The 21348-nt window shown below is 68.1% G+C and carries 25 protein-coding genes and 1 pseudogene; 6 read left to right on the forward strand and 20 right to left on the reverse strand.

What is annotated here, in order from left to right:
- Together ACKUB9_RS27780 and ACKUB9_RS27785 are read left to right on the forward strand one after the other, a co-directional pair.
- Window positions 1-1116 (forward strand): annotated as a pseudogene (locus ACKUB9_RS27780) (hypothetical protein); the annotation flags it as partial.
- Window positions 1117-1275: 159 nt separating this feature from the next.
- Window positions 1276-2091 carry a class I SAM-dependent methyltransferase gene (locus tag ACKUB9_RS27785; protein ID WP_407529240.1) on the forward strand — a complete coding sequence of 272 codons (816 nt, stop codon included), beginning with the start codon at window positions 1276-1278 and terminating at the stop codon, window positions 2089-2091.
- A gap of 45 nt (window positions 2092-2136) precedes the next feature.
- Here the strand turns inward: ACKUB9_RS27785 and ACKUB9_RS27790 are convergent, their stop codons facing one another.
- Together ACKUB9_RS27790 and ACKUB9_RS27795 are read right to left on the reverse strand one after the other, a co-directional pair.
- Window positions 2137-2991, reverse strand: a complete 855-nt coding sequence (locus tag ACKUB9_RS27790) for an ABC transporter permease (RefSeq protein ID WP_407529241.1) — start codon at window positions 2989-2991, stop codon at window positions 2137-2139.
- A gap of 66 nt (window positions 2992-3057) precedes the next feature.
- A complete protein-coding gene (locus tag ACKUB9_RS27795) occupies window positions 3058-3654 on the reverse strand; it encodes an HNH endonuclease signature motif containing protein (RefSeq protein ID WP_407529242.1) in 597 nt (198 codons plus the stop codon).
- Window positions 3655-3803: 149 nt separating this feature from the next.
- On the opposite strand from ACKUB9_RS27795, the gene ACKUB9_RS27800 reads away from it, so the two are divergent.
- Window positions 3804-5045, forward strand: a complete 1242-nt coding sequence (locus ACKUB9_RS27800) for a tyrosine-type recombinase/integrase (protein ID WP_407529243.1) — start codon at window positions 3804-3806, stop codon at window positions 5043-5045.
- Here the strand turns inward: ACKUB9_RS27800 and ACKUB9_RS27805 are convergent.
- From ACKUB9_RS27805 to ACKUB9_RS27840, 8 genes are all read right to left on the reverse strand, one after another.
- Window positions 4997-5389: a hypothetical protein gene (locus tag ACKUB9_RS27805; RefSeq protein WP_407529244.1), complete on the reverse strand. Its 393-nt coding sequence runs from the start codon at window positions 5387-5389 to the stop codon at window positions 4997-4999. The genes ACKUB9_RS27800 and ACKUB9_RS27805 overlap by 49 nt on opposite strands.
- Before the next feature lie 70 nt (window positions 5390-5459).
- The gene (locus ACKUB9_RS27810) at window positions 5460-5765 is read right to left on the reverse strand and encodes a hypothetical protein (protein WP_407529245.1); all 306 of its coding nucleotides are present in this window, start codon (window positions 5763-5765) and stop codon (window positions 5460-5462) included.
- A 54-nt stretch (window positions 5766-5819) separates the two neighbouring features.
- Window positions 5820-6047 (reverse strand): hypothetical protein, encoded by a 228-nt coding sequence (locus ACKUB9_RS27815; protein WP_407529246.1) that lies wholly within the window; start codon window positions 6045-6047, stop codon window positions 5820-5822.
- Between the two features lie 46 nt (window positions 6048-6093).
- The gene (locus tag ACKUB9_RS27820) at window positions 6094-6378 is read right to left on the reverse strand and encodes a hypothetical protein (protein ID WP_407529247.1); all 285 of its coding nucleotides are present in this window, start codon (window positions 6376-6378) and stop codon (window positions 6094-6096) included.
- A gap of 45 nt (window positions 6379-6423) precedes the next feature.
- The gene (locus ACKUB9_RS27825) at window positions 6424-6636 is read right to left on the reverse strand and encodes a hypothetical protein (RefSeq protein WP_407529248.1); all 213 of its coding nucleotides are present in this window, start codon (window positions 6634-6636) and stop codon (window positions 6424-6426) included.
- Between the two features lie 120 nt (window positions 6637-6756).
- Complete coding sequence (locus tag ACKUB9_RS27830) at window positions 6757-7104, reverse strand: hypothetical protein (protein ID WP_407529249.1); 348 nt, start codon at window positions 7102-7104, stop codon at window positions 6757-6759.
- Window positions 7105-7207: 103 nt separating this feature from the next.
- Window positions 7208-7492: a hypothetical protein gene (locus tag ACKUB9_RS27835; RefSeq protein WP_407529251.1), complete on the reverse strand. Its 285-nt coding sequence runs from the start codon at window positions 7490-7492 to the stop codon at window positions 7208-7210.
- 54 nt (window positions 7493-7546) lie between these two features.
- A complete protein-coding gene (locus tag ACKUB9_RS27840; RefSeq protein ID WP_407529252.1) occupies window positions 7547-7747 on the reverse strand; it encodes a hypothetical protein in 201 nt (66 codons plus the stop codon).
- Window positions 7748-7777: 30 nt separating this feature from the next.
- Here ACKUB9_RS27840 and ACKUB9_RS27845 point away from each other — a divergent pair, with 30 nt between their 5' ends.
- Window positions 7778-8107 (forward strand): hypothetical protein, encoded by a 330-nt coding sequence (locus ACKUB9_RS27845; RefSeq protein WP_407529253.1) that lies wholly within the window; start codon window positions 7778-7780, stop codon window positions 8105-8107.
- Between the two features lie 156 nt (window positions 8108-8263).
- Here ACKUB9_RS27845 and ACKUB9_RS27850 read toward each other — a convergent pair whose 3' ends face one another.
- The 3 genes from ACKUB9_RS27850 to ACKUB9_RS27860 form a co-directional block, all read right to left on the reverse strand.
- Window positions 8264-8515, reverse strand: coding sequence for a hypothetical protein (locus tag ACKUB9_RS27850; RefSeq protein ID WP_407529254.1), 252 nt, complete (start codon window positions 8513-8515; stop codon window positions 8264-8266).
- A gap of 273 nt (window positions 8516-8788) precedes the next feature.
- Complete coding sequence (locus ACKUB9_RS27855) at window positions 8789-9007, reverse strand: hypothetical protein (protein WP_407529255.1); 219 nt, start codon at window positions 9005-9007, stop codon at window positions 8789-8791.
- 730 nt (window positions 9008-9737) lie between these two features.
- Window positions 9738-10733 (reverse strand): aldo/keto reductase, encoded by a 996-nt coding sequence (locus ACKUB9_RS27860; RefSeq protein ID WP_407529256.1) that lies wholly within the window; start codon window positions 10731-10733, stop codon window positions 9738-9740.
- Between the two features lie 96 nt (window positions 10734-10829).
- Between ACKUB9_RS27860 and ACKUB9_RS27865 the strand changes: the two genes are divergently transcribed.
- Window positions 10830-11714 (forward strand): LysR family transcriptional regulator, encoded by an 885-nt coding sequence (locus ACKUB9_RS27865; protein ID WP_407529257.1) that lies wholly within the window; start codon window positions 10830-10832, stop codon window positions 11712-11714.
- Between the two features lie 255 nt (window positions 11715-11969).
- On the opposite strand, the gene ACKUB9_RS27870 is transcribed toward ACKUB9_RS27865, so the two are convergent.
- The 7 genes from ACKUB9_RS27870 to ACKUB9_RS27900 all read right to left on the reverse strand — a co-directional run bounded on the left by ACKUB9_RS27870 (window position 11970) and on the right by ACKUB9_RS27900 (window position 19997).
- The gene (locus ACKUB9_RS27870) at window positions 11970-12878 is read right to left on the reverse strand and encodes a LysR family transcriptional regulator (RefSeq protein WP_407529258.1); all 909 of its coding nucleotides are present in this window, start codon (window positions 12876-12878) and stop codon (window positions 11970-11972) included.
- Window positions 12879-12976: 98 nt separating this feature from the next.
- On the reverse strand, window positions 12977-13267 hold the full coding sequence (locus ACKUB9_RS27875; RefSeq protein WP_407529259.1) for a formate dehydrogenase subunit delta: 291 nt from the start codon (window positions 13265-13267) through the stop codon (window positions 12977-12979).
- A 5-nt stretch (window positions 13268-13272) separates the two neighbouring features.
- Complete coding sequence (gene fdhF, locus ACKUB9_RS27880; protein ID WP_407529260.1) at window positions 13273-16131, reverse strand: formate dehydrogenase subunit alpha; 2859 nt, start codon at window positions 16129-16131, stop codon at window positions 13273-13275.
- A gap of 10 nt (window positions 16132-16141) precedes the next feature.
- The gene (locus ACKUB9_RS27885) at window positions 16142-17698 is read right to left on the reverse strand and encodes a formate dehydrogenase beta subunit (RefSeq protein WP_407529261.1); all 1557 of its coding nucleotides are present in this window, start codon (window positions 17696-17698) and stop codon (window positions 16142-16144) included.
- On the reverse strand, window positions 17695-18168 hold the full coding sequence (locus ACKUB9_RS27890) for a formate dehydrogenase subunit gamma (protein WP_407529262.1): 474 nt from the start codon (window positions 18166-18168) through the stop codon (window positions 17695-17697). The genes ACKUB9_RS27885 and ACKUB9_RS27890 overlap by 4 nt, the downstream gene beginning before the upstream one ends.
- Before the next feature lie 393 nt (window positions 18169-18561).
- Window positions 18562-19200, reverse strand: coding sequence for a hypothetical protein (locus ACKUB9_RS27895; RefSeq protein WP_407529263.1), 639 nt, complete (start codon window positions 19198-19200; stop codon window positions 18562-18564).
- A gap of 56 nt (window positions 19201-19256) precedes the next feature.
- Entirely contained in the window at window positions 19257-19997 is a 741-nt protein-coding gene (locus ACKUB9_RS27900) for a hypothetical protein (RefSeq protein WP_407529264.1), read from the reverse strand.
- A gap of 302 nt (window positions 19998-20299) precedes the next feature.
- Between ACKUB9_RS27900 and ACKUB9_RS27905 the strand changes: the two genes are divergently transcribed.
- The gene (locus ACKUB9_RS27905) at window positions 20300-21334 is read left to right on the forward strand and encodes a substrate-binding domain-containing protein (RefSeq protein WP_407529265.1); all 1035 of its coding nucleotides are present in this window, start codon (window positions 20300-20302) and stop codon (window positions 21332-21334) included.
- Window positions 21335-21348 lie beyond the last annotated feature (14 nt).

Raw genomic sequence — 21348 nt, forward strand, 5'->3', positions numbered from 1 at the left:
GGCAACAACTCGCCGAGCGGCGTCGGGGTGATGCTGGAGGGGTCCCGGAACACCATCGTCCGGAACGTCGATGTCGTCCACATGGGCAACGGCGGATTCACGGATCTGGGCAGCAACAACCTCTTCGACGATGTGCGCTCGTTCGACAATTTCTTCGCGAGCTACGCCGGCCGCGGCACGCCGATGTCGGGCTCGTTGATCTTCGGGCTGGCGGACGACACCACCATCACCAACGGCGCCTACCAGAACCCGGTGCACCCTGAGAACGTCGTGTACGGCGGCGGCATCCAGGACGACGCGTTCGAGGGCACGTACCAAGCGAAGGAGATCTCCGGCCAGTCGCCGATGGCCGCGTGGCGCAACAGCTTCTCGTGGAATTCCGTGATCAGCCCCCCCATCGCGGGCGCGCCGCCGCCGAGCGGTCCGGTGACCAGCCCCTCGCCGGGCACCCCGGTGCCCAGCCCGTCGCAGGGCACCACCGGCGCCGACACGCTGCGGGGCACCACGGGGGCCGACACGCTGAAGGGGGGCATGGGCAACGACACCTACGTGGTGAACCATACCGGCGACAAAGTGATCGAGACCGCCGGTCAGGGTGTCGACACGGTACAGTCGTCCGTCTCCTTCAACCTCAACGGCCAGGACCTGGAGCGGCTGACGCTCACCGGCAGTTCGGCGATCAACGGCACTGGCAACGCGATCGCCAACCTGATCACCGGCAACGGGGCCGCCAACATCCTCAACGGGGGGGCCGGCGCCGACACGCTGCAGGGCGGCCTGGGCAACGACACCTTCGTGTTCAGCAACGCGCTCGTGACGGGTGTGGTCGACCACATCACCGATTTCAGCCCGTCGGCCCGCGGCAACAACGACATCATCCAGCTGGCGCGCAGCATCTTCGGAGCGCTGACGACCGGCTCCCTCGCGCCCTCGGCGTTCAAGGACCTGGGCGTGTGGGGCGCGAGGGTCGATGCCAGCGACCGCGTGCTCTACAACCGCAACACGGGCGTGCTGTCCTACGATGCGGACGGCTCCGGCCGGGCCTATGCGCCCGTGACCTTCGCCGTGCTCGACAACGAAGCGGTGATCACCGCCAGCGACTTCAAGGTCGTGTGACGCCGCGGCCATCGCCATCCCCGCCGCTGAGATCAGCCCGCCCCGGCCCTGCCGCGGCGGGCTTTTTCGTTCTGTGTCCTCGAACGCCTAGACACTTCCCCGGGGCATCCGATAGCACCGGCTCAACCGTCTGCAAGACGTGAGCACAGGTGCGGGACGATGCGGTTCGCTGGATTGGATGATGAAGCTTGGTTCGCGCGGCTGGTGCAGTCGCAGCATGATCGGACACTAGGACTGCCGGGATTTCCGCCCGATGCAGTACAGGCCGGTTTCGTGGGGCAGGCCGGCGAGACGGCGCTACAGCACGGCTTCGACTTCTATAAGGGTGTGCGGCGCGAGGCCGGCCCGTCCATCTCGGATTGCGACATCCTCGACTTCGGCGTGGGCTGGGGCCGGGTCATTCGCATGTTCCTGCGGGACACGTCGCCGGATCGGCTCTACGGCGTCGATGTTGATGCGGGAGCCCTGAAGCTCTGCGCCGATACGGGCGTGCCGGGCGCTCTGTCGCAGATCTCGCCGCAAGGGCCGCTGCCGTTCCACGATGGCAAGTTCGGCGTCTGCTATGCCTTTTCGGTGTTCTCGCACATCTCGACGGCGTCAGCAGAGACGTTCCTCGCGGAGTTGATCCGCGTCACGAAGCCGGGCGGCATCGTCTACTTTACGACGATGGGGCAAGGCTTTCTGGATCTGTGCTGGGCCTGCACTGCGAAGCACCGATCGGAGCGAACGCCCTTCGAGCAGATGTATTCGGAGACGTTCAGTGCGCCGGGCGCGGCCCTGGAAAAGTTCAAGGCCGGGCAACACGTCTTCGCCCCGACCGGCGGGATTGCGGAGGTGCTGGAGGGCAGCACATACGGCTGGGCCGCGATGCCGCGGGCGTGGTTGGAACGGCAGATCGAAGGTCGGGCCGAGATCACCTACCACGATCCCGGCAGCATTCTGGAACAGGCCACATTCTGCCTCACCGTGAAGTGAGCTTCAGCCCGCCAGGATGACCCTGGCGGGCTTTTTGTTTGGCCGTCACAGAGACTTGCGCGTGAAGGCTCGTTCGCAGAGCAGACCAAGGAAGATCAGGCACGCACCCGTCATGATGACGTACAGCGGGGACGCATCCTCGCCGTAGCCTGGATAATAGGCCGACCGGAACCACATGATTGCATGCGTCATCGGGTTCCACATGAAGACGTTATAAAGATCTTCCGGCATGCCGTCCGGCACGAAGAACACGCCGCTCAAGCCGTACATGGTGATGATGACCAGCGCGAAGCCGACCATGTAGGGCGGAAAGACTGTCACGATGCTGGCGTTGACGAGGCCGATGCCGAGGGCGAACACGAATGTGCCGAGCAACGCCGCTATGGCGGTCGCCGCGTGCTCGGGGAGCGGATCAATGCCGAGCGCGGCCACGATCAGCATGGTGATGACGATGCTGGCGGCGATGTTCATGATCTCCACGACGGCCCGCGACATGCACAGGTCCAGGAACTTCACGTCCGGGAACGACAGGAGCGGACGGTTGATCGTGACCCCCTCCATCATCTTCCGGCTCAGGTACATGAAGACGACCATCGGCCCCATGCCGGTGAAGATGAACAGCACCGCGCTCTCACCGAGCGGCGCCGCCATACCCCGCAGGGCCATCGTGGCCACGATGATCAGGACGTGCGCGCTGGGCCAGAGCACGACGACGAGGTTGCCCCAGATCGTGCGGCCGAAGCGCGTTCGCATGTCGCGCAGGATAAGGGCGCTGAGCACCTGAAGCTGAATGTCCAGGGTGGTCGGCTTGCTGTGGTTCACCCGGCTTGCTCCCCGCGGCTGATGGGCGGGGTGCGGAATGAGCGGCCTTTGTGGCTCCTGCGAGGCCGCCACGGCCATCGCGATCCCCGCCGCTGAGTGAGGCGGAACCCTTCTCCGCCCTCGCGCTCATCGCGTCATGCCGGGTCAGCGGGCGCGCTGCGCTGATGTGCGGCGGGCGGTTTCGTCCAAGAGCGCCCTGATCTCCTGATCCAACTGTGGTTCAAAGCCGATGCAGCGCTGAAGCATCTCGCGCAGTTGGTGGTTCTCAAACTCAAGTTTTGCGATGCGCGGCCGGCCAAGACCGCGCCCCTCTCGCGACTTCAGGTTCTTGATGACCGTCAGCGAGAGGCCATAAGCCTCCGCAATGTCCTTGTAGGGCCTCGTGTCCTCTTGGATCGCCAGCTTCATCTCGTCGCTGTATACCCGGCGATGATCGTTGCCGTTCCGCTTCTTCCTCGTCATGTCCTGCGAGTTGCCGGACGGTGTGTCGATGAAGAGGTGATCGGGGTTCACGCATGTCGGCGTATCGCAGCGATGGCAGACGTACCGCCCTTTGGGTATCGGCCCGCTGTGTCGCCTGTATGCGTAGTGGTGAGCGCCAACGACCCTCTCGCCGTCGTGGAAGCTCCCATAGCCGTTGCCGTGCACTCCGCCAGTCCAGAGCCAGCAACCGCTGTTCGGCTCCCCTATCCACTTCGCATCGAAGCGGGCGGGCGCGGTTTCCGGGTTCGTTGACGCCATCCTCTGTCCTCTCCTCCCTCGTGGCGGACACTAAGAAATTTACCCGAAGCGGAATTCCGCCTTGGAACATCGGCTTAGGCTTGAGTGCTGTTGCCCAACCCCTACTCTAACCCATATACCCGAAGCGTCTGGATAGGGGTAGAGCAGACATGACAGGCAAGCTGAGCGCGACGCGCGTCGCGAGGGAGAAAGAGCCCGGTCGCTACGGCGACGGTGGCGGCCTCTATCTCCAGGTCTCCGAAACAGGCGCCAAGTCGTGGACCTTCATTTTCAGGATGGGCGGCCGGCTCCGCCAGATGGGCCTTGGGTCGGCCGCCGTGTTCTCGCTGGCGGAGGCGCGGGAGAGGGCCTTGGCGTGCCGCAAGCTCTGCGCGGACGGCATCGACCCGATCGCGCACAGGAAGGAGCGGCGGCACAACTTCCTTCTCGCCCCTCAGGAGTTGAAGACCTTCCGGGAGTGCGTGGATGGATACCTGAAGGCGCATCACTCTAGCTGGACCAACGAGAGGCACGCGAAGCAGTGGGCCACCACCTTGGAAGCCTACGCGGTTTCGGTGTTCGGTGACGCCCCGGTCTCGACCGTCGATACGGATACCGTGCTCCGCGCTCTTGAACCCATCTGGGGCGCGAAGCCCGAGACTGCGCGGCGCGTCCGTGGTCGTATCGCAGCCGTCTTGGATTGGGCCACTGTTCGCGGCTATCGGAGCGGCGCCAATCCAGCCGTATGGGAGGGGCACCTTGAGCGGCTGTTGCCGAAGATCAACCGCGCCACTCGGCGGCAGCACTTCAAGGCTATGTTGTTCACGAAGGTGCCGCCCTTCTTCCGCGCGCTGCGGGAGGAGACCAGCATCTCGGCGCAGGCTCTCGCCTTCACCATCCTGACCGCCGCGCGGACGGGCGAGACGATCAACGCCACCTGGGCAGAGTTCGACTTGGACGCCGCAGTGTGGACGATCCCCGGCATCCGCATGAAGAACGGGCGCCCGCACCGTGTGGCGTTGTCCCGCCCGGCCTTGGACATCCTCCGCAGCCGCAGCGAAGCCCGAGAGGGCGACTTCGTGTTCCAAGGGCTCCCCCGCAAAGGGCGGAAGCGCACCGCCAACCCGCTCTCCGGCTCGGCGATGACGGCGTTGCTGCGCCGCCTGAACGCGGAGGGCGCTACGGTGCATGGCTTCCGATCCTCGTTCCGTGATTGGGTTTCGGAGGCGACGGACTTCCCGTCCGAGTGGGCCGAGGCGGCTATCGCGCACACTGCCGATCGGGCGTATCGGCGTGGCGACGCTTTGGAGCGCCGCCGTGAGATGATGGAGGCGTGGGCGGTCTACTGCTTGAGCGCTCAAACTCAATCGACGGGGAACGCCGTCGCCATGCCCGCATCTACCTTCGCCTGATGCCGCGCGCGGAAGTGCTCCGGTGTCTTGTTGAGGATGCGCGCCATCTCTGTCACTTCGCAGTCGTCGGCCGAAAGGCCGGCGGCGGCGCAGTAGGCCAGCAAGCAGTTGCTAACCCCGCCGACCTCTTGCGCCGGCTCGCCGCGCGGCTTGCTGAAGACGTGAAGCATGATCGTGTGAATGCGGTGGGTGCTCAGCCCTTCGGCCTGGGCCAGCTCCATCGCCTCCTCTAGCAGGCGCTCGACACGCTCCTGCCGGTTCATGGCCGGGGCGCCCCAATTGCGCGTCACCCAAGCCCGCATCTGCTCCTGCCGCACGTCGCGGTGCTCGGCTACTTCCACCATGTTGATCTCCTTTGGTGCGTCCCGCACCGCCTCATCCCGAAACGTCCGCTAACTTGTTGAAGTTGTTCCGTTATGGGGTATCCCATATCGGCTCGGCCCCAACTCCGGCCCCAACAGCAGCCGGCGGTTGAGCGAGCACCAGACCCTGCGGATTGCAGTAGGGGCACTTGAGCGCGTTGTGGTGGTTCGTCGGATCGAAGCCCAACGCCTCGCACACACGCGCCGCGTCTCCGGCCCCAACATCGGCCCCAACGGACGCGCTGCGTAGGCGCTCGATCTCGGCTATGGCGTCGCGCATGTCATCAGCGTGAACCAAGTAACTCTGCTTGCCGTAAACAGTCCAGTGGGACTTCAAACGTTCCAGAATATCAGCCACGCCATCCCTCCTGCGGTTAATACTTGACGAACGTGTCCGTCACCGCCTCCGCCATCAGCGGGCGCGCCGCTTCACCTCTGACAGGGTGTCCGGCAGCATTCCTTCGTTCTCCAGCCAGTCCTGATCGGGCTCGACAGTCGGATGGACTGCCACTCCGCATGCGCGAAGCACGTTCTCGACATCCACGCGGTGGCCCTGCGCCACCAAGCGCCCGTTGAGATACAAGCCCTCCCAGTCGTTGCCGCGCACCATCACGGCGTTGGAGGGGATCGAAACGCTCATCGTATGCTCCTACTAGATCTTGATTGCTTGGAAATCGGCGGTTTTCCTACAGGTCCGACCGTTTTTCTGACACCCCGCCGGGGAATGCCGGAGACAGGCGCTCAATCTCACAGCCCTTCGCCGCGGCCGTCCCGACAAGCTGCTGTGCGTCTTCCTCAAGGTGCTCGGCCAAGCGACGCCAAGAGGCGACCTCCTCCTGCAATCTGCGGCGCTCGCTGGCCTCCACCTGCGCGGCCAGCCTGTAGTCGTCCCGCTCGGCCTCAAGCTCGCGAATGCGGCCTTCGTGGTCCTCTGGAGGCCAACCGGCGAAGGCCTGTCGATCTACGCTCATCCATTCCTCCTGTGCATGTCCAAGCAAACCGTGGCTTTCCTGACATCAGGTCGCGGCGGGCAGCTTGGATGCCTCTCGGGCGGCCAGCATCGCGCCTTGCGCGCTCTCGATCCGGTCGGCGTAGCGGCGCAACTGCGCGGCGATCTTGCGGTCATCCCGCTTGATGCTGTCGGTGTGCTCCATGCAGTAAGTTGACGTGGTCTTGAGGATTTCCACGAGCAGCAGCTCGCAGGCTCTGGCGTGGTCTTGGGCGTCCATAGATGACCTCTATCAATCTGAGCTGCTTGGGAAATGGTCGGTTTCCTGACATCGGCTCGGGGCGCCTTGCGTCAGATCGTTGACGCGGACTGAGCGACGTCAGGAAACCCTGCCAGGAAATCAACTGCCAGGATTACGGTCCTGCGCGGAGTTTCCTGACAAGAGCGCCGTGAAGTGCGCGTCGATGCAGGACCCGCACTCCTCGTAGTAGTAGGCGCCATGCGCGCACTTGCCGGGACGGTGGCGGCGCGGGTGCTCATAGTCGCCGTCGAGGTAGGCGCGGATGCCGGCCCGCAGCCGCTCGATCTCGCGGGCAGCCTCTTTCTGGATCGGCGGCGTCTCGAAGTGGCGCACGAAGGCATGCGGGTTGTCGGGCTCCTCGCCGCCGCCCGTCGCCCCCAAGCCGTCCGTGATCGGGATGCGATAGATCCCGCGCAGGCGGTCCGTCAGTGTCGCCGTGTTGCTCATGTCCTCTCCCTCAGTTCGATCCCTGCCCCCTCTGGCAGTCTCTCCAAGTAAGCGCCTGGGGCCGCTCGGCATTTACTCTGCGGAGCGCGGCGCGCCCCTCACTTCACCCCACATTCGGACGGTCGTAGACCTCGGGTCGGTCGTGGGCGTCGCGGATGGCCGCGTGTGCCGTCTCCACATCGCTCCACGAGCGGCGCGAGATGGCCGCGCCGAGGGCCTGGATGCGCCTGCGGGCGCGCTCCTGCCGTCCCTCGTTCGCACCCACATTCTGAGCGCGGTGGGCTTCGATTTCGGCCACGGCTGCGAGCACATGCGCCTTCGCCATCAGCCACTCTTCTTCCTCCAGATCTCGCGCAAGACTTCTTAATCTCTCAAGGTCGGCCCGCACTGTCGGTCTCCTCTCAGAAATACTTACGGCGATTGTCTGATGCCCCCTCCGCCCTCATGCGGGATTGGATGGGGGTGTGAGGAGCGCGGCGAAGTGCTCATCGACGCAGTTCTCGCACGCGTCGGTATAGTAGATGCCGTGCTTGCACTCGGTCGGCCGGTGGCGGCGCGGGTGATCATAGTTGCCGTCTAGGTAGGCTTGGACGCCTTCCCGCAGCCGCTCCACCTCCGCCCGCGCCTCGTCCCTCTCAGACACTACGCGAAGAGCCTCAGCCCCCGCCTCGCCATGCGCGACCATCCAGCGTTCAGTTACACGGCGGGCACCGTCGCGTTCCGCTCGCGCCTCGTCGCGCTCGGCTTCAAGGGCAGCAATGCGCTCCCGATCTCGACGGGCGGCGTCCATGCCCCAGGCCACATCGTCCCAATCGAGAGCCTTCGTCAGTTTGACGACTTCGGCCCGCGCCTCGTCGCGCTCGCGAGCGATCTGTGCGACACGCTTCGCTACCTCAGCAGAACAGGGAAGGGCAGTGATCTCGGGCGCCCCGGCAGAGCCGGACGGGCTCTCGCCTTTCAGGCCGAGCCCTCCGGTCTCGGCGCTTCGCGCTTCAATCGCTGACGCGGGCGTCCAAGGGTAGGCGGCCCCTCCGTTCACCGGGCATCCGCGCACGTCGCAGATGAAAGCAACACCTCGCGCCCCGCACTTTGAGCAGGTCCCAATGGCAGGCTGTGCGCGAGGGATCGACGCGGCGGAGCCGCCAAGACCCGAAGGGGCTTAGTCTGAAAGACGAGAGCCCGGCCCGGAGGGCGCGCCCTGATCTACCGCGTCTGCTGCTGCGAGAGCGAGAGACACGGCATGGGCAATCTCAAATCGCTCAACGCAGTTCGCACTCTGCGCCGAGAAGCCGGCCAGCAAGCAGGCGCACCCGCCGTTGTACTCTGCGCAGACCTTGAAGACGGCCTTGTTGATTTTGAACTGTCTCAGCGCCGCCTCTACGCGCTTCTCATCCACGGTGGTCTCACTCATTGCTCCCTCCCGGGCAGGAGGCGGGGGCGGGGAGGGCACTGCGAGCTATGGCCTCCAGCACGCGCTTACAGGCTCGATCGGCTTCGCCGTCCGTCATGCCTCCCCGGAAGCGGAGGTGATTGATGGCAGCGCGGTCTTTCTCAAAAAGCGCCACTCCCGGACACCGCAAGCCCTGCTCTGCTAGTTGCTCTTCGAATGCCGGCCAGAGGGGGCCGAAGCGCAGTTCTAGTGTTTCGCTCATATCCATCTCCATTCAGTAGCGGGGATCAGGGATCAGGGCGCCTCGGCTTTGCCGATCACGGGAGAGGGGTGCTCGCTCATTTTTGGCCCTTTCCCCGGCATGAAGTGCCAGCGGCCGTGCTCGTTCTGAACGAGATGGAAATCGCGGCCTTCAATCCCGCGCATGCCGTTCGCCTTGGCGTGGAAGCGCCGACCGGCAGCCCTTGCCTGCGCCGCCGTCACAAAGCCGGGGATGAACTCGGCTCGCATCATCCTCTCTCCATCTCTGTGTCTTGGCCCTGGCGGGGGTCGGGGGAGGGGGGGGCTCTATCGTTTGCGCTGATGCGACAGGCGCCCGGCTTCGGCACGCTCGCACCGCGCCTGGTCCAGAATGCGCAGCACCTCGGCTGCTGCCTCAACGCTGGTCGGCTCCCGACCCAACCGGGCGGCGAGGCGGTTCCAAACTGTGTCTGGGTTGGCGTTGTGAAACGCGATGGTGATGCGGGGCACTCGCATTCCTGTTCGCTGATGGGGAAAGCGGTGGGGAAGCGGGCCGAAAGCCGCTCGCTCCCCTCTATAAACTGGCGGACACCCCTTCCGCCACCATNGGGCACTCGCATTCCTGTTCGCTGATGGGGAAAGCGGTGGGGAAGCGGGCCGAAAGCCGCTCGCTCCCCTCTATAAACTGGCGGACACCCCTTCCGCCACCGTATTCCCCCAACCATTGACCTGCCGTCGATCATGATGTCGCGCGATCCGAGCGTGCTACCTCTGGCCTGAACCAAGGTCAGCAAGTCACGTGGCCAGCGATGCGTTAAGTGAATGCTCGTCGCTCGCCAACGGCGCGGACAGCACATGGCGTTCGGTCTCCGCGTGCGGCAGCAGAAGTCGGTCGCTCGGAACGACGAGCGTGCCGCGCCGCCCGGACGGGTGCTGTCGCCGCTCGATCGGCCCCGACTTGTCCGGCCGGTCGACGCGGGCCTCGTCAATGGCAGGCGTCGGGTCAGCCGTCGACCAGCGCCAGCGCCGCGTCGGTATAGCGGCTGCCGCTGACCGCCTCGGGCGGCAAGGCGTGGTCGATCGCCGCGAGGTCGTCGGCGCTCAGCGTCACGGATGCTGCCGCCGCGTTCTCCTCCAAGTGCGAGATCCTGCGCGCGCCCGGGATCGGCACGATGAAGTCGCCGCGATGCAGCACCCAGGCGAGCGCGAGCTGCGCGGCGGTGACGCCCTTTGCCGCCGCCATCGCCGCCAGCGCGTCGAGCAGCCGCTGGTTGGCTGCGAGGTTCTCCGCCTGGAAGCGCGGCAGGCGGCGGCGGAAGTCGTCGGCGCCGAGGCTCTCGCGGTCGCGGATCGCACCGGTGAGCAGCCCGCGGCCGAGCGGGCTGTAGGGCACGAAGCCGATGCCGAGTTCTCGGCAGACCGGCAGCACCTCGGCCTCCGGTTCGCGGCTCCACAGCGAGTATTCGCTCTGCACCGCCGCGATCGGATGGACGGCATGCGCCCGGCGGATCGTCGCCGCACTCGCCTCCGACAGACCGAGCGCGCGCACCTTGCCGGCCCGGACCAAGTCGGCCATCGCGCCGACCGTGTCCTCGATCGGCACGGTCGGATCGACGCGGTGCTGGTAGAACAGGTCGATGACGTCGACGCCGAGCCGCTTCAGCGAGGCGTCGCAGACCGCGCGGACATGCTCCGGCCGGCTGTCGACGCCGACCATCCGCTCCGGCCCCTTGCCCTCGTCCGAGATCCTGAAACCGAACTTGGTTGCGATCACCACCCGATCGCGGACCGGCGCCAGCGCGTTGCCGACCAGCTCTTCGTTCTCGAACGGGCCGTAGACTTCGGCGGTGTCGAAGAAGGTGATCCCGAGATCGACCGCGCGGCGCAACGTGGCGATCGAGTCCGCCTGCGGCTGGCCCCCATAGGCGAAGCTCATGCCCATGCAGCCGAGGCCGAGGGCGGAAACGGACAGGCAAGGACCGAGGTGACGATGCTGCATGGCGGAGGCTCCAGATCGTGAGCCCCCGCTATGCGCCGGCCCATCCCTCGCGATAATCGGTGAAGGTCTGCGCACCCTGTTCTATTCTGCTCAACAATGAACCGCGCCGACCTGCCCGCCCTGTCGATCTTCGCGAGCGTTGCGGCTCGTCGCAGCTTCCGGAGAGCCGCGCGCGATCTCGGGATCTCGGTGTCGGCCGTCAGCCACGCGATCACCGGGCTGGAGGCGAGCCTCGGCGTGCGCCTCCTGGCGCGCACCACGCGCAGCGTCGCGCCCACCGAGGCGGGACGGCGTCTGCTCGACCGGCTGGAGCCGGCGCTGGCCTCGATCGCGGAGGCGATCGAGATCGCGACCGCGCAGGAGGACAGGCTGACCGGCATACTGCGCTTCTCGGTGCCGCGCTCGGCGGCCGAGATGGTCCTGGTGCCGCTGGCGAGCGCCTTCATTCGTACTCATCCCGGCGTCGAGATCGACATCCGCGCCGAGGATGGCTTTCGCGACATCGTGGCGGAGGGGTTCGACGCCGGCGTGCGGTTCGGCGAGAGCCTGGAACAGGACATGATCGCGGTGCCGCTCGGCCCCACGCTGCGCGCCGCGATCGTCGCTGCCCCGTCCTACCTCGCCGGCCGCAGCCGGCCGGTCGCGCCGCAGGATCTGCACGACCATGTCTGCATCCGGCGGCGTTTCGCGGGCGGCGGCCTCTACCGCTGGGAACTGGGGAAGGGCGACGAGGCCGTGGAGGTGACGGTCGCGGGCGGCCTGATCCTCGATGACGATCGCCTGATCGTGGACGCCGCGCTGCAAGGCGCTGGCCTCGCCTATGTCTTCGAGGCGCAGGTGGCGGCCGAGATGGCGGACGGACGGCTGGAGCGGGTGCTGGAGGATTGGTGCCCGGGTTTCCCCGGCTTCCACCTCTACTATCCGAGCCGGCGGCTGATGCGGCCGGTGCTCCGCGCGTTCGTCGACTCCTTGAAGCGCTGATGCCCGCGTGCAGACGGCAACCGAACACTTGCGACGTCGCGGTGAGGGAGGGTTCCAGAGGGTTCAAGCGCAACCATGGTGCTCATCCGGGTCTGGCGCGGCCTGCCAGCGGTTTCAACGTCCCGGCTCGTCTTGCGGTGGTGCGAGCCGTGCCCGTCCCGGCCATGACACCGAGGAGGGGGTGGACACGGGTCCGGAGGTTCACCCTTCGGCCGGACCACGATCCGGGGGCCCTCGGAGACCCCTCTGACGATCTCACGGAGACGTGGAATTCGGGGTCAGCCTGCGGGCGACGTCGCGAGCGATGCTCACCAGGGAATTGACCATCGGCGTCGGCGGGTCCCGCTGCAGGGCGACAAGGCCGATGGTGTGCTGAAGGCTGGGCTCCACGATCGGGATCGCGCGCACGTCCGTCTTCGGTCCGAGCGCATCGATCAGGATGGCCGGCATGACGCTGGCCCAGCGCAACGTATGCACGTGCGTGAGCAACACGATCATCGAGTTGGACTCGAGGATGGGCGCGGGTTCGCCGCCCGCCTTGCGGATCTGCTCGTCGATGATGCGCCGATTCTGCATGTTGGGCGTCAGCAGGCACAGGGGGACGCGGGCCACCTCGGCCCAGGTCACGGACTCGCGGTCGTAGTAGGGACCGCCGGCCGCCGTCACCAACCGGTAGTGTTCTTGGTAGAGCGGCACCGTGGCCACGTGCGTGAAGGGCTCGTTGTCGAGGTAGGTGAGCCCGGCATCGGCCTCCAGATTCTTCAGGAGGGAGAAGATGTCCGACGACGTCGTCGAGATGATCGTCAGGTGCACGTTGGGATGGTTCGCCCGGTAGGGCGTGGTGAGCGAGGCGACGACCGGGAGCGCCGTCGGGATGGCCGCGATGCGCAGATGCCCGGTCAGGCCGCGCCGGAGCGTCGAGACGTCCTGCTGCATGGCCCGGCTGTCGGCGACGATCCGGCGCGCCCAGGTCAATACCCGCTCGCCCTCCGGGGTGAAGCCCTGGAAGCGCGAGCCGCGCTGCACGAGCTGCACGCCGAAGCGGTTCTCGAGGTGCTTGATCCCGGCCGAGAGCGCCTGCTGGCTGACGGAGCAGGCCTCGGCCGCGCGGCCGAAATGCTCCTCGCGCGAGAGGGCAAGCAGATAATCCAGTTTGTCGATCACAGCCCGGAACCACGCACGGCCAGCCGCGGCACACGCGGCCGGTAAGCGGTATTCTGATGCTGCCAGGCCCTCAATATGAAGAGAGCTGCCGGTTCGCGTCAGCCGGCGTCGCTCGCCCCTTCGCCGAGGAGATGCGGGTCGTAGGTCGCGGGCCGGATCGGGCTCGCCGCCGCGGATTCACGCCGGATCGCCGCCACGACGAGTGGGTCGAGGCGTCCCTCGGCCTGCAGGGCATGGGCTTCCAGCCGGTCGCGCATCTTCGGCGTCCAGTAGGCGACGAGGTGCTTGCGGATGCCGGCCACCGCCTCCTCCTCCGGGTAGGACCGGAAGAAGGTGGCGATCTGGTTGGCCATGCGCACCAGCTTGTCGTGCGATGACGTCGCGCTCATCGGCGTCACTCCGCCGCGTCCAGCGCCTGGGCGATGCGCGTCAGGGAGAAATCCTCCTCGAAGAAGCGGGCCTGCCAGTCGGAGGGGCGGTTCGTGCGCCGCACCTGCACGGCCGTCACCTTGTATTCCGGGCAGTTCGTCGCCCAGTCCGAGTAGTCGGTGGTGATGACGTTGGCGCCCGTCTTGGCGTGGTGGAAGGTCGTGTAGACGACGCCGGGCTGCATCCGCTCGCTCACGCATGCCTTGAGCGCGATGTCGCCCGAGCGGCTCTCCAGCGCCACGAGGTCCCCGTCCACGATCCCGCGGGTCTCGGCATCGAAGGGATGGATCTCCAGCACGTCCTCCTCGTGCCAGCGCGAATTCGCCGTGCGCCGCGTCTGCGCGCCGACATTGTACTGGGAGAGGATGCGCCCGGTGGTGAGGATCAGCGGGAACTTCGCGGTGGTCCGCTCCTCGGTGGCGACGAACTCGGTGATCATGAACTTGCCGAGGCCCCGCACGAAGCGGTCGACGTGCATCATCGGCGTCCCCTCGGGGGCCTTCGCGTTGCACGGCCACTGGATCGAGCCGAGTTCGTCCAGCCGCGCGTAAGACACGCCCGAGAAGCTGGGTGTGAGCCGGGCGATCTCGTCCATGATCTCCGACGGGTGGCTGTAGCGCATCGGATAGCCGAGCTCGTTCGAGAGCAGGATCGTGCCCTCCCAGTCGCCGTAGCCGCCGAGCGGCGCCATCACCTTGCGCACGCGGCTGATGCGCCGCTCGGCGTTGGTGAAGGTGCCGTCCTTCTCCAGGAACGAGGCACCCGGCAGGAAGACGTGGGCGTACTTGGCGGTCTCGTTGAGGAAGAGGTCCTGGACGACGATGCACTCCATCGCGCGCAGGCCCGCCGTGACGTGGTGCGTGTCGGGATCCGACTGGGCGATGTCCTCGCCCTGGATGTACAGGCCCTTGAAGCCGCCCTCGACCGCCTCGTCGAGCATGTTGGTGATGCGCAGCCCCGGCGTCGCGTCGAGCTTCGTGCCCCAGAGCGCCTCGAAGCTCTCGCGCGTGGCATCGTCCGAGACGTGGCGGTAGCCCGCCAGCTCGTGCGGGAACGAGCCCATGTCGCAGGAGCCCTGCACGTTGTTCTGGCCCCGCAGCGGGTTCACGCCCGCGCCCGGCTTGCCGATGTTGCCGGTGGCCATAGCGAGGTTCGCCATGCCCATCACCATGGTCGAGCCCTGGCTGTGCTCGGTGACGCCGAGGCCGTAATAGATCGCCGCGGCGCCGCCCGTGGCGTAGAGGCGCGCGGCGGCGCGCAGCTCGGCCGGATCGACGCCGATCACCGCGGCCTGCGCCTCGGGCGAGTGCCGCTCCTCGGCGATGAACCGCGCCCAGACCTCGAAATCCACGAGGTCGCAGCGCTCGCGCACGTAGGCCTCGTCGATCAGCCCCTCGGTGACGATCACGTGCGCCATCGCGTTCACGAAGGCGACGTTGGAGCCGGGCTTCAGGGGCAGGTGGTGGTCCGCCTTGATGTGGGCCGACTTCACGAGGTCGATCCGGCGCGGATCGGCCACGATCAGCTTGGCGCCCTGGCGCAGCCGCTTCTTCATCCGCGAGCCGAAGACCGGGTGGCCGTCGGTGGGGTTGGCGCCGATCACCAGGATCACGTCGGCCTCCTCCACCGACCGGAAGTCCTGCGTGCCGGCCGAGGTGCCGAGCGTCGACATCAGCCCGTAGCCGGTGGGCGAGTGGCAGACGCGGGCGCAGGTGTCGACGTTGTTGTTGCCGAAGGCCGCCCGCACCAGCTTCTGGACGAGGTAGGCCTCCTCGTTGGTGCAGCGCGAGGAGGTGATGCCCCCGACCGCGTCGCGCCCGTAGGTCGCCTGGATGCGCTTGAACTCGGAGGCCGCCCGCGCGATCGCCTCCTCCCAGCTCACCTCCCGCCACGGATCCGTGATTTTTTCGCGGATCATCGGCTTGGTGATGCGGTCCTGGTGCGTGGCGTAGCCGTAGGCGAAGCGGCCCTTGACGCAGGAATGGCCGTCATTGGCCTTGCCGCCCTTGTAGGGCACCATCCGCACCACGCGCTCGCCCTGCATCTCGGCCTTGAAGGCGCAGCCGACGCCGCAATAGGCGCAGGTCGTCACCGCGGAATGCTCCGGCTGACCCATCGCGATGACGGATTTCTCCGTGAGCGTCGCGGTCGGGCAGGCCTGCACGCAGGCGCCGCAGGACACGCATTCGGACTCGAAGAAGGAGGTCGGGCCCGCCGCCACCCGGGAGTCGAAGCCGCGGCCCGCGATGGTGAGCGCGAAGGTGCCCTGCACCTCCTCGCAGGCTCTCACGCAGCGGTTGCAGACGATGCACTTGGCCGGATCGTAGGTGAAGTAGGGGTTCGACTCGTCCTTCGGCAGGTAGAGGTCGGAGGAGGCGTGGACGTGGTTCGCCCCGTCCTCGTAGCGCACCTCGCGCAGGCCGACGGCGCCGGCCATGTCCTGCAGCTCGCAGTCGCCGTTCGCCGCGCAGGTCAGGCAGTCGAGGGGATGGTCGGAGATGTAGAGCTCCATCACCCCCTTGCGCAGCCGGGCGAGCTTGTCCGACTGGGTGTGCACCACCATGCCGGCCTCAGCCGGCGTGGTGCAGGAGGCGGGCGTCCCGCGCCGCCCGTCGATCTCCACGAGGCAGAGCCGGCAGGAGCCGAACGGCTCCAGGCTGTCGGTGGCGCAGAGCTTGGGGATCTGCGTACCCGCCATCATCGCGGCGGCCATCACGGAGGTGCCGGCCGGCACCGTCACGCTCTGCCCGTCGATCGTCAGCGTCACCGCGGTGTCGGCGACGCGGATCGGGGTGCCGTAGTCGATTTCCTTGATCAGGGGCACGGACGCCTCCTCACTCCGCTGCGACCGGCAGGCCGGCGGGCGAAAAATCCTCGGGGAAGTGGGTGATGGCGCTCATCACCGGCATCGGCGTGAGGCCGCCCATGGCGCAGAGCGAACCGTCGGTCATGACCTCGCAGAGATCCTCGACCACCTTCAGGTTCTCGCGCGGGCGGATCCCCGCGATGACCTTGTCCATGGTCTCGACGCCGCGGGTCGCGCCGATGCGGCAGGGCGTGCACTTGCCGCAGGATTCGGCGGCGCAGAACTCGAAGGCGAAGCGGGCCTGGCGCGCCATGTCGACGGTGTCGTCGAACACGACGATGCCGCCGTGGCCGACGAGGCCCTTGTTGGCCGCCATCGCCTCGTAATCGAGCGGCGTGTCGAGGAGGTGGTCCGGGAAGTAGGCCCCGAGCGGCCCGCCCACCTGCACGGCGCGCACCGGCCGGCCCGACAGCGTGCCGCCGCCGAAGTCTTCGATCACCTCGCGCAGCGTGATGCCGAACGCGTACTCGATCAGCCCGCCGTACCGGACGTTGCCGGCGAGCTGGATCGGCAGCGTGCCGAGGGAGCGGCCCATGCCGTACTGCGCGTAGGCCTCGCCGCCGTGCTCCAGGATCCACGGCACGGCCGTGAAGGTCATGACGTTGTTGACGAGGGTCGGGCGCCCGAACAGGCCCTTGAGAGCGGGGATCGGGGGCTTGGCCCGCACGATGCCGCGCTTGCCCTCCAGGCTCTCCAGGAGCGAGGTTTCTTCGCCGCAGATGTAGGCGCCCGCGCCGAGCCGCACCTCCAGGTGGAAGGCCCGGCCCGAGCCCATGACGTCGGCACCGAGGAAGCCGGCCCTCTCGCCGGCCGCGATCGCCTCCTGCAGCGTGGCGAAGGCCTGGGGGTACTCGGAGCGCAGGTAGATGTAGCCCCGCGTGGCCCCGACCGCGATCCCGGCGATGGTCATGCCCTCGATGAGCGCGAAGGGATCCCCCTCCATCATCAGCCGGTCGGCGAAGGTGCCGGAATCGCCCTCGTCGGCGTTGCAGACCACGTATTTGCGGTCGGCCTGCGCCAGCATGACGGTGTTCCACTTGATGCCGGCCGGGAAGCCGGCGCCGCCGCGCCCGCGCAGTCCCGACCGGCGCACCGCATCGACGGTCGCCTCGGACCCGAGCCGCAGGGCCGCCTCCAGGCCCCGGTAACCGCCATGCGCGCGGTAATCCTCCACCGAGACGGGATCGATCACGCCGCAACGGTGGAAGGTCAGGCGGTGCTGCCGGGCGAGGTAAAGGATTTTTTCCGGGTCGCCGAGGCGGAGCGCGTGGCTCCCGCCCTCGGCGAGGCCGGCATCGAGGAGTGCCTCCACGTCGTCGGGCCGCACCGGCCCGTAGGCGACGCGGCCCTCGGGCGTGGCGACCTCGATCATCGGCTCCAGCCAGAACAGGCCGCGCGAGCCGGTGCGGACGATGCGCAGGTCGAGGCCGCGTCGCGCGGCGCCGGCGACGAGCGCGCGGACGACGCGGTTCGCGCCGAGGCCCAGCGCGACGGCGTCGCGCGGAACGGTGATGGTGATACTCATGACCGTGCCTCTGCCAGCGCCGTCGCCAGGACGTCGGCCGTGAGCCGCGCGATCGGCTCCTCGTCCACGAGGGCGGCAGGCCCCGTGGCGCAGAGGCCGAGGCAGTACACCGGCTCGACCGTGACGGCCCCGTCCGCGGAGGTCCCGTGCCAGTCGACCCCGAGGCGCGACAGGATCTCGCCGTGCAGCCGCTCGGAGCCCTGGGCCTGGCAGGCCTCGGCCCGGCAGAGCTTCACCAGCCGGCGTCCGGCCGGAGCGCTGCGGAAGTCGTGATAGAAGGTGATGCAGCCGTGGACCTCGGCGCGCGAGAGGTTGAGCGCGTCCGCGATGAGCGGCACGGCCTCTGCGTCGACGTAGCCGAACGTCTCCTGGAGGGCGTGAAGGATCGGCAGCATCGCGCCCTCGCGCTGCGCATGCTCGGCAATGATCTCGGCTGCGCGGACTGCACTCCACCGCTCGCGGCGCGACATGAATTTCCTGCCCTCATTGGTCTCGTTCTAGGGCTGATAGTGCAGGAGTGCTGCGCGAGTGCAATCAAGCAGATCGGTCAGCCGACAACAGATCCTTGTCGAACCGGGCGCGGAACGGGTTCTCTCACCCTGAATTTCCGGGATTCGGACAAGGACTCAGCGTCGGGGAACCGCTGTCGCAAGCAGACGCGCGCGACGTCACGCAAGGGTGGGGCCGTGATCCATTGTCCGGGCCGTGGTTCCGCACCGGTCGCCGGACGGGATCTCGCCGGCGCGTGCGACCATTTGGTTTCGGATCGCGGGCTGGTCTCGACAAGTCCGACGCGGCGCGGGCGGGCTCTCGTGCCTGGCCGGGGAGATCGTGTCGGTGCGCGCCGCGATCGGGGAGCGGGCTCAGGAACAGGTTGGCGGATGCCGTGCTCCGTGGGGAGCGTCCGCGGACGGCAGGCTGGGCGCCGGTGTACTCGCAGCCGACTTGGCCAGCTGCCGGCCGATATCCCGCGCCGTCGCGACCGGCATGGTCGCGCGGACGCGCCGCGCGGTATCGCGCGCCTCGCCGACGATCTCGACACCCTGCCCGAGGATGTCCACGACGATGCAGCCGCCCTTCACCCTGCGGGTGCGCCTGATCGCCTCGCCGGCCCTCACCTCGGATAGATGGCGTGCGACGGCCTCGGCATCCTCCGCCGTCATGCGCGGGAGTTCGCCGTGGGGCGTGTGAAGGATGAGGTCGAAGTCCCGGTCGGCGTCCAGCACGATGGCGAAGCCGGGTGTCTCGTCGTCGAGTTCGCCGGCCTCGATGGCACCGGTCACCATCGTCTGGATCAAGCCGTTCATGGTGGTGCCCCGCGCGGCCGCGAGCCGCTTCAGCTGCCGGTGCAGCGGCACGGAGATCCGCAGGACGGTGTGGTTCGGCGTGGGCACCCTCTGGTCCTCCATGAAGCGCAGCGGCCGGCGCTCCTCATCCTGTCCCGCGAAGGGGGAATCGGCCGCGGCACGGGTTCGAGGTTCCGGCGGGCTCGCGGCGATCACCCTGGCCGGTCGCGCGCGACCCTCCCGGAGGAGCCGGCCCGGCCGCCGGAGCGCGGTCACCAGAGCGGCTGCAATCGAACGAGCAGGTACTCCGCCTGCCGCCGGTCCATCAGATGGACATCCGCCGGCGTGGCGAGGCCAAGCGCCGTCAGGTGATCCAGCGCTTCCACGACCTTGACGGGGCTCACGGCGGTGAGCGTCGCGGCGCTCTCGACGTGGAGCGGGACGAAGCCGTGCTCATGGCTGCCGAGAGCGGTCAGCAGAAGATAGATCTTCAGCGCATTCAGGTTGCCGAGCTTGCGGCACGGGATCCGGTGCAGGCTGAGCATGCGGGCATCGCGACCGCCCGTGCGGCGATACCGGAGCGGCACCACGCCGTCCGGGGTGGGCAGGCCGGTCAGGCCGTAGGCGAGCGTCTGGCCCTGCCAGTCACAGGAGGTCCGGACGAGGCCGTGTTCCACCAGGACCTTCTTGCCGGCACAGATCGACGGCTCGGACAGCCCCGACAGGCCGGAGAGCTGCTCGTAGGAGAGGACGACGGAGGCGGCACCCGCCTCGCCGTGGTCCAGCCTGATCGCGAGCGTGAGGAGAAGCTTGAGCGCGGCAATCGAGCGGCCGAGATGCGCGGCGTCCCCGCGGAACGCGCGAAGGCCGCCCTCCAGCACCCACCGCGCGGGCAGCCGGGCGCATCCGCCTCGCTCGCTCGGGTCCGGCGCCTGGACGGCCGGGCGGGCCGACGGCCGCGTCCTCACGGGCGCGCCGTGCTGGTCCGGCCTGGTGAGCAGTTCCAACGGCATGGGGTTTCACCGTGATCCCTGGGGCAGAGAGCCGCCGCCCGGGTCGCGCCGTCCGGCGTCGCCGGCATCCGGCCTGCGCGCACCGGCCGTCACGCCCAGCGCAGGGGCACGGCCATCGTCAGGTCGCGGGATCCCCCCGACGACACCAAGCGGACTCGCACGCTCTCGCATCCTCAGCCCTGCATCCGGTCGGTCGTTGAGGGTGCGCGGCGGCCATCCATGGGTCGTGTCGCTGCCAGAGGCTCGACCACGCTCCGGCGCGGCCTTACATCGTCGTAGAGGGACGTTGTGACGGGTTCAATATGAAGACGTCTGCTGATGCGCCGCAGGTCGCGACGGAGCTGGGGCTGGGCGGCACGATCCGGATCGGGACGGCCCGCATCGCGATCGACGAGACCCTAGCGGTTCTCAGGGCGATCGCGGTGACGAGTTCGGTGCAGGGAGCGGCCGCGGATCTCGGCCTGTCCTATCGCGCGGTCTGGGAGCGGGTGCGGGTGCTGGAGGCGAGCGTCGGGCAGCAGCTCGTCCGCAAGACCCGGGGCCACGGCAGCACGCTGACGGCGACCGGCGCGGCGCTCTGCGAGGCCCTGACCGGCGCGTCCGCCGGGCTGGCGATGCCGCTCGCGCGCGAGGGGAGGGCGCTGCAGGCCCGCCTCGCGGACCTGCTGGCCACGCCGCATCGGCTGACCGTCGCGGCGAGCCACGATCCCTTGCTGATGGAGGTATTTTCGGAGTGGGGGGAGGGCGACCTCGCGGTCGTGGGGAGCCGGGAGGCGGTGACCCGCCTCGTCGAGGGGCGGGCGGACGCGGCGGGGTTCCATTGCGGCACGCTCACGCTGGAGGCCGCCGGCCCGCCCTTCTCGGATCTCGTCCCCGATCCCGCCTTCCGGCTCCACCTCCTGTTCGAGCGCGAGCAGGGCCTGCTGGTGGCGGCCGGAAATCCGCTCGATCTCCGGACGGTCGATGACCTCCGGGCCACGCGCGCCCGCTTCGTCAACCGGCAGATCGGGTCCGGCACCCGCCTCTGGTTCGACCGCCTGCTGGCGGAAGCCGGCATCGCGGCCGACGCGATCGTGGGGTACGGGCTGGAGGAATTCACGCATCAGGCGGTGGCCGCCGTGATCGCGTCCGGCGCCGCCGATGCCGGCCTCGGCGCCCGCGCCGCGGCGGAGCGCTTCGGCCTCGACTTCCTCTCGGTGGGCTGGGAGGCCTACTACCTCGCCACCAACGCCTCGCTGCCGACGTCCGGCCTCGGCCGGCTGCTGGACGCGCTCGACGCGCGCGTCACCACTGCGCCCGGCTACCGCGCGCCGCTGACCCCACCGTCAGTGGCCTGACGGCGAGGCTCGTC

Source organism: Methylobacterium oryzisoli, from assembly GCF_046557895.1.
Taxonomy (GTDB): Bacteria; Pseudomonadota; Alphaproteobacteria; order Rhizobiales; family Beijerinckiaceae; genus Methylobacterium; species Methylobacterium oryzisoli.

Bases quoted from the DNA above. Each gene is read 5' to 3' on its own strand.
- ACKUB9_RS27825 (WP_407529248.1), bottom strand. From the start codon at position 6,636: ATGGACGCCCAAGACCACGCCAGAGCCTGCGAGCTGCTGCTCGTGGAA.
- ACKUB9_RS27830 (WP_407529249.1), bottom strand. From the start codon at position 7,104: ATGAGCAACACGGCGACACTGACGGACCGCCTGCGCGGGATCTATCGC.
- ACKUB9_RS27885 (WP_407529261.1), bottom strand. From the start codon at position 17,698: ATGAGTATCACCATCACCGTTCCGCGCGACGCCGTCGCGCTGGGCCTC.
- ACKUB9_RS27790 (WP_407529241.1), bottom strand. From the start codon at position 2,991: ATGGCCGTGGCGGCCTCGCAGGAGCCACAAAGGCCGCTCATTCCGCAC.
- ACKUB9_RS27800 (WP_407529243.1), top strand. From the start codon at position 3,804: ATGACAGGCAAGCTGAGCGCGACGCGCGTCGCGAGGGAGAAAGAGCCC.
- ACKUB9_RS27900 (WP_407529264.1), bottom strand. From the start codon at position 19,997: ATGCCGTTGGAACTGCTCACCAGGCCGGACCAGCACGGCGCGCCCGTG.
- ACKUB9_RS27855 (WP_407529255.1), bottom strand. From the start codon at position 9,007: ATGATGCGAGCCGAGTTCATCCCCGGCTTTGTGACGGCGGCGCAGGCA.
- ACKUB9_RS27785 (WP_407529240.1), top strand. From the start codon at position 1,276: ATGCGGTTCGCTGGATTGGATGATGAAGCTTGGTTCGCGCGGCTGGTG.
- ACKUB9_RS27850 (WP_407529254.1), bottom strand. From the start codon at position 8,515: ATGAGTGAGACCACCGTGGATGAGAAGCGCGTAGAGGCGGCGCTGAGA.
- ACKUB9_RS27805 (WP_407529244.1), bottom strand. From the start codon at position 5,389: ATGGTGGAAGTAGCCGAGCACCGCGACGTGCGGCAGGAGCAGATGCGG.
- ACKUB9_RS27815 (WP_407529246.1), bottom strand. From the start codon at position 6,047: ATGAGCGTTTCGATCCCCTCCAACGCCGTGATGGTGCGCGGCAACGAC.
- ACKUB9_RS27860 (WP_407529256.1), bottom strand. From the start codon at position 10,733: ATGCAGCATCGTCACCTCGGTCCTTGCCTGTCCGTTTCCGCCCTCGGC.
- ACKUB9_RS27905 (WP_407529265.1), top strand. From the start codon at position 20,300: ATGAAGACGTCTGCTGATGCGCCGCAGGTCGCGACGGAGCTGGGGCTG.
- ACKUB9_RS27890 (WP_407529262.1), bottom strand. From the start codon at position 18,168: ATGTCGCGCCGCGAGCGGTGGAGTGCAGTCCGCGCAGCCGAGATCATT.
- ACKUB9_RS27875 (WP_407529259.1), bottom strand. From the start codon at position 13,267: ATGAGCGCGACGTCATCGCACGACAAGCTGGTGCGCATGGCCAACCAG.
- ACKUB9_RS27820 (WP_407529247.1), bottom strand. From the start codon at position 6,378: ATGAGCGTAGATCGACAGGCCTTCGCCGGTTGGCCTCCAGAGGACCAC.
- ACKUB9_RS27845 (WP_407529253.1), top strand. From the start codon at position 7,778: ATGCGCGACCATCCAGCGTTCAGTTACACGGCGGGCACCGTCGCGTTC.
- ACKUB9_RS27795 (WP_407529242.1), bottom strand. From the start codon at position 3,654: ATGGCGTCAACGAACCCGGAAACCGCGCCCGCCCGCTTCGATGCGAAG.
- ACKUB9_RS27865 (WP_407529257.1), top strand. From the start codon at position 10,830: ATGAACCGCGCCGACCTGCCCGCCCTGTCGATCTTCGCGAGCGTTGCG.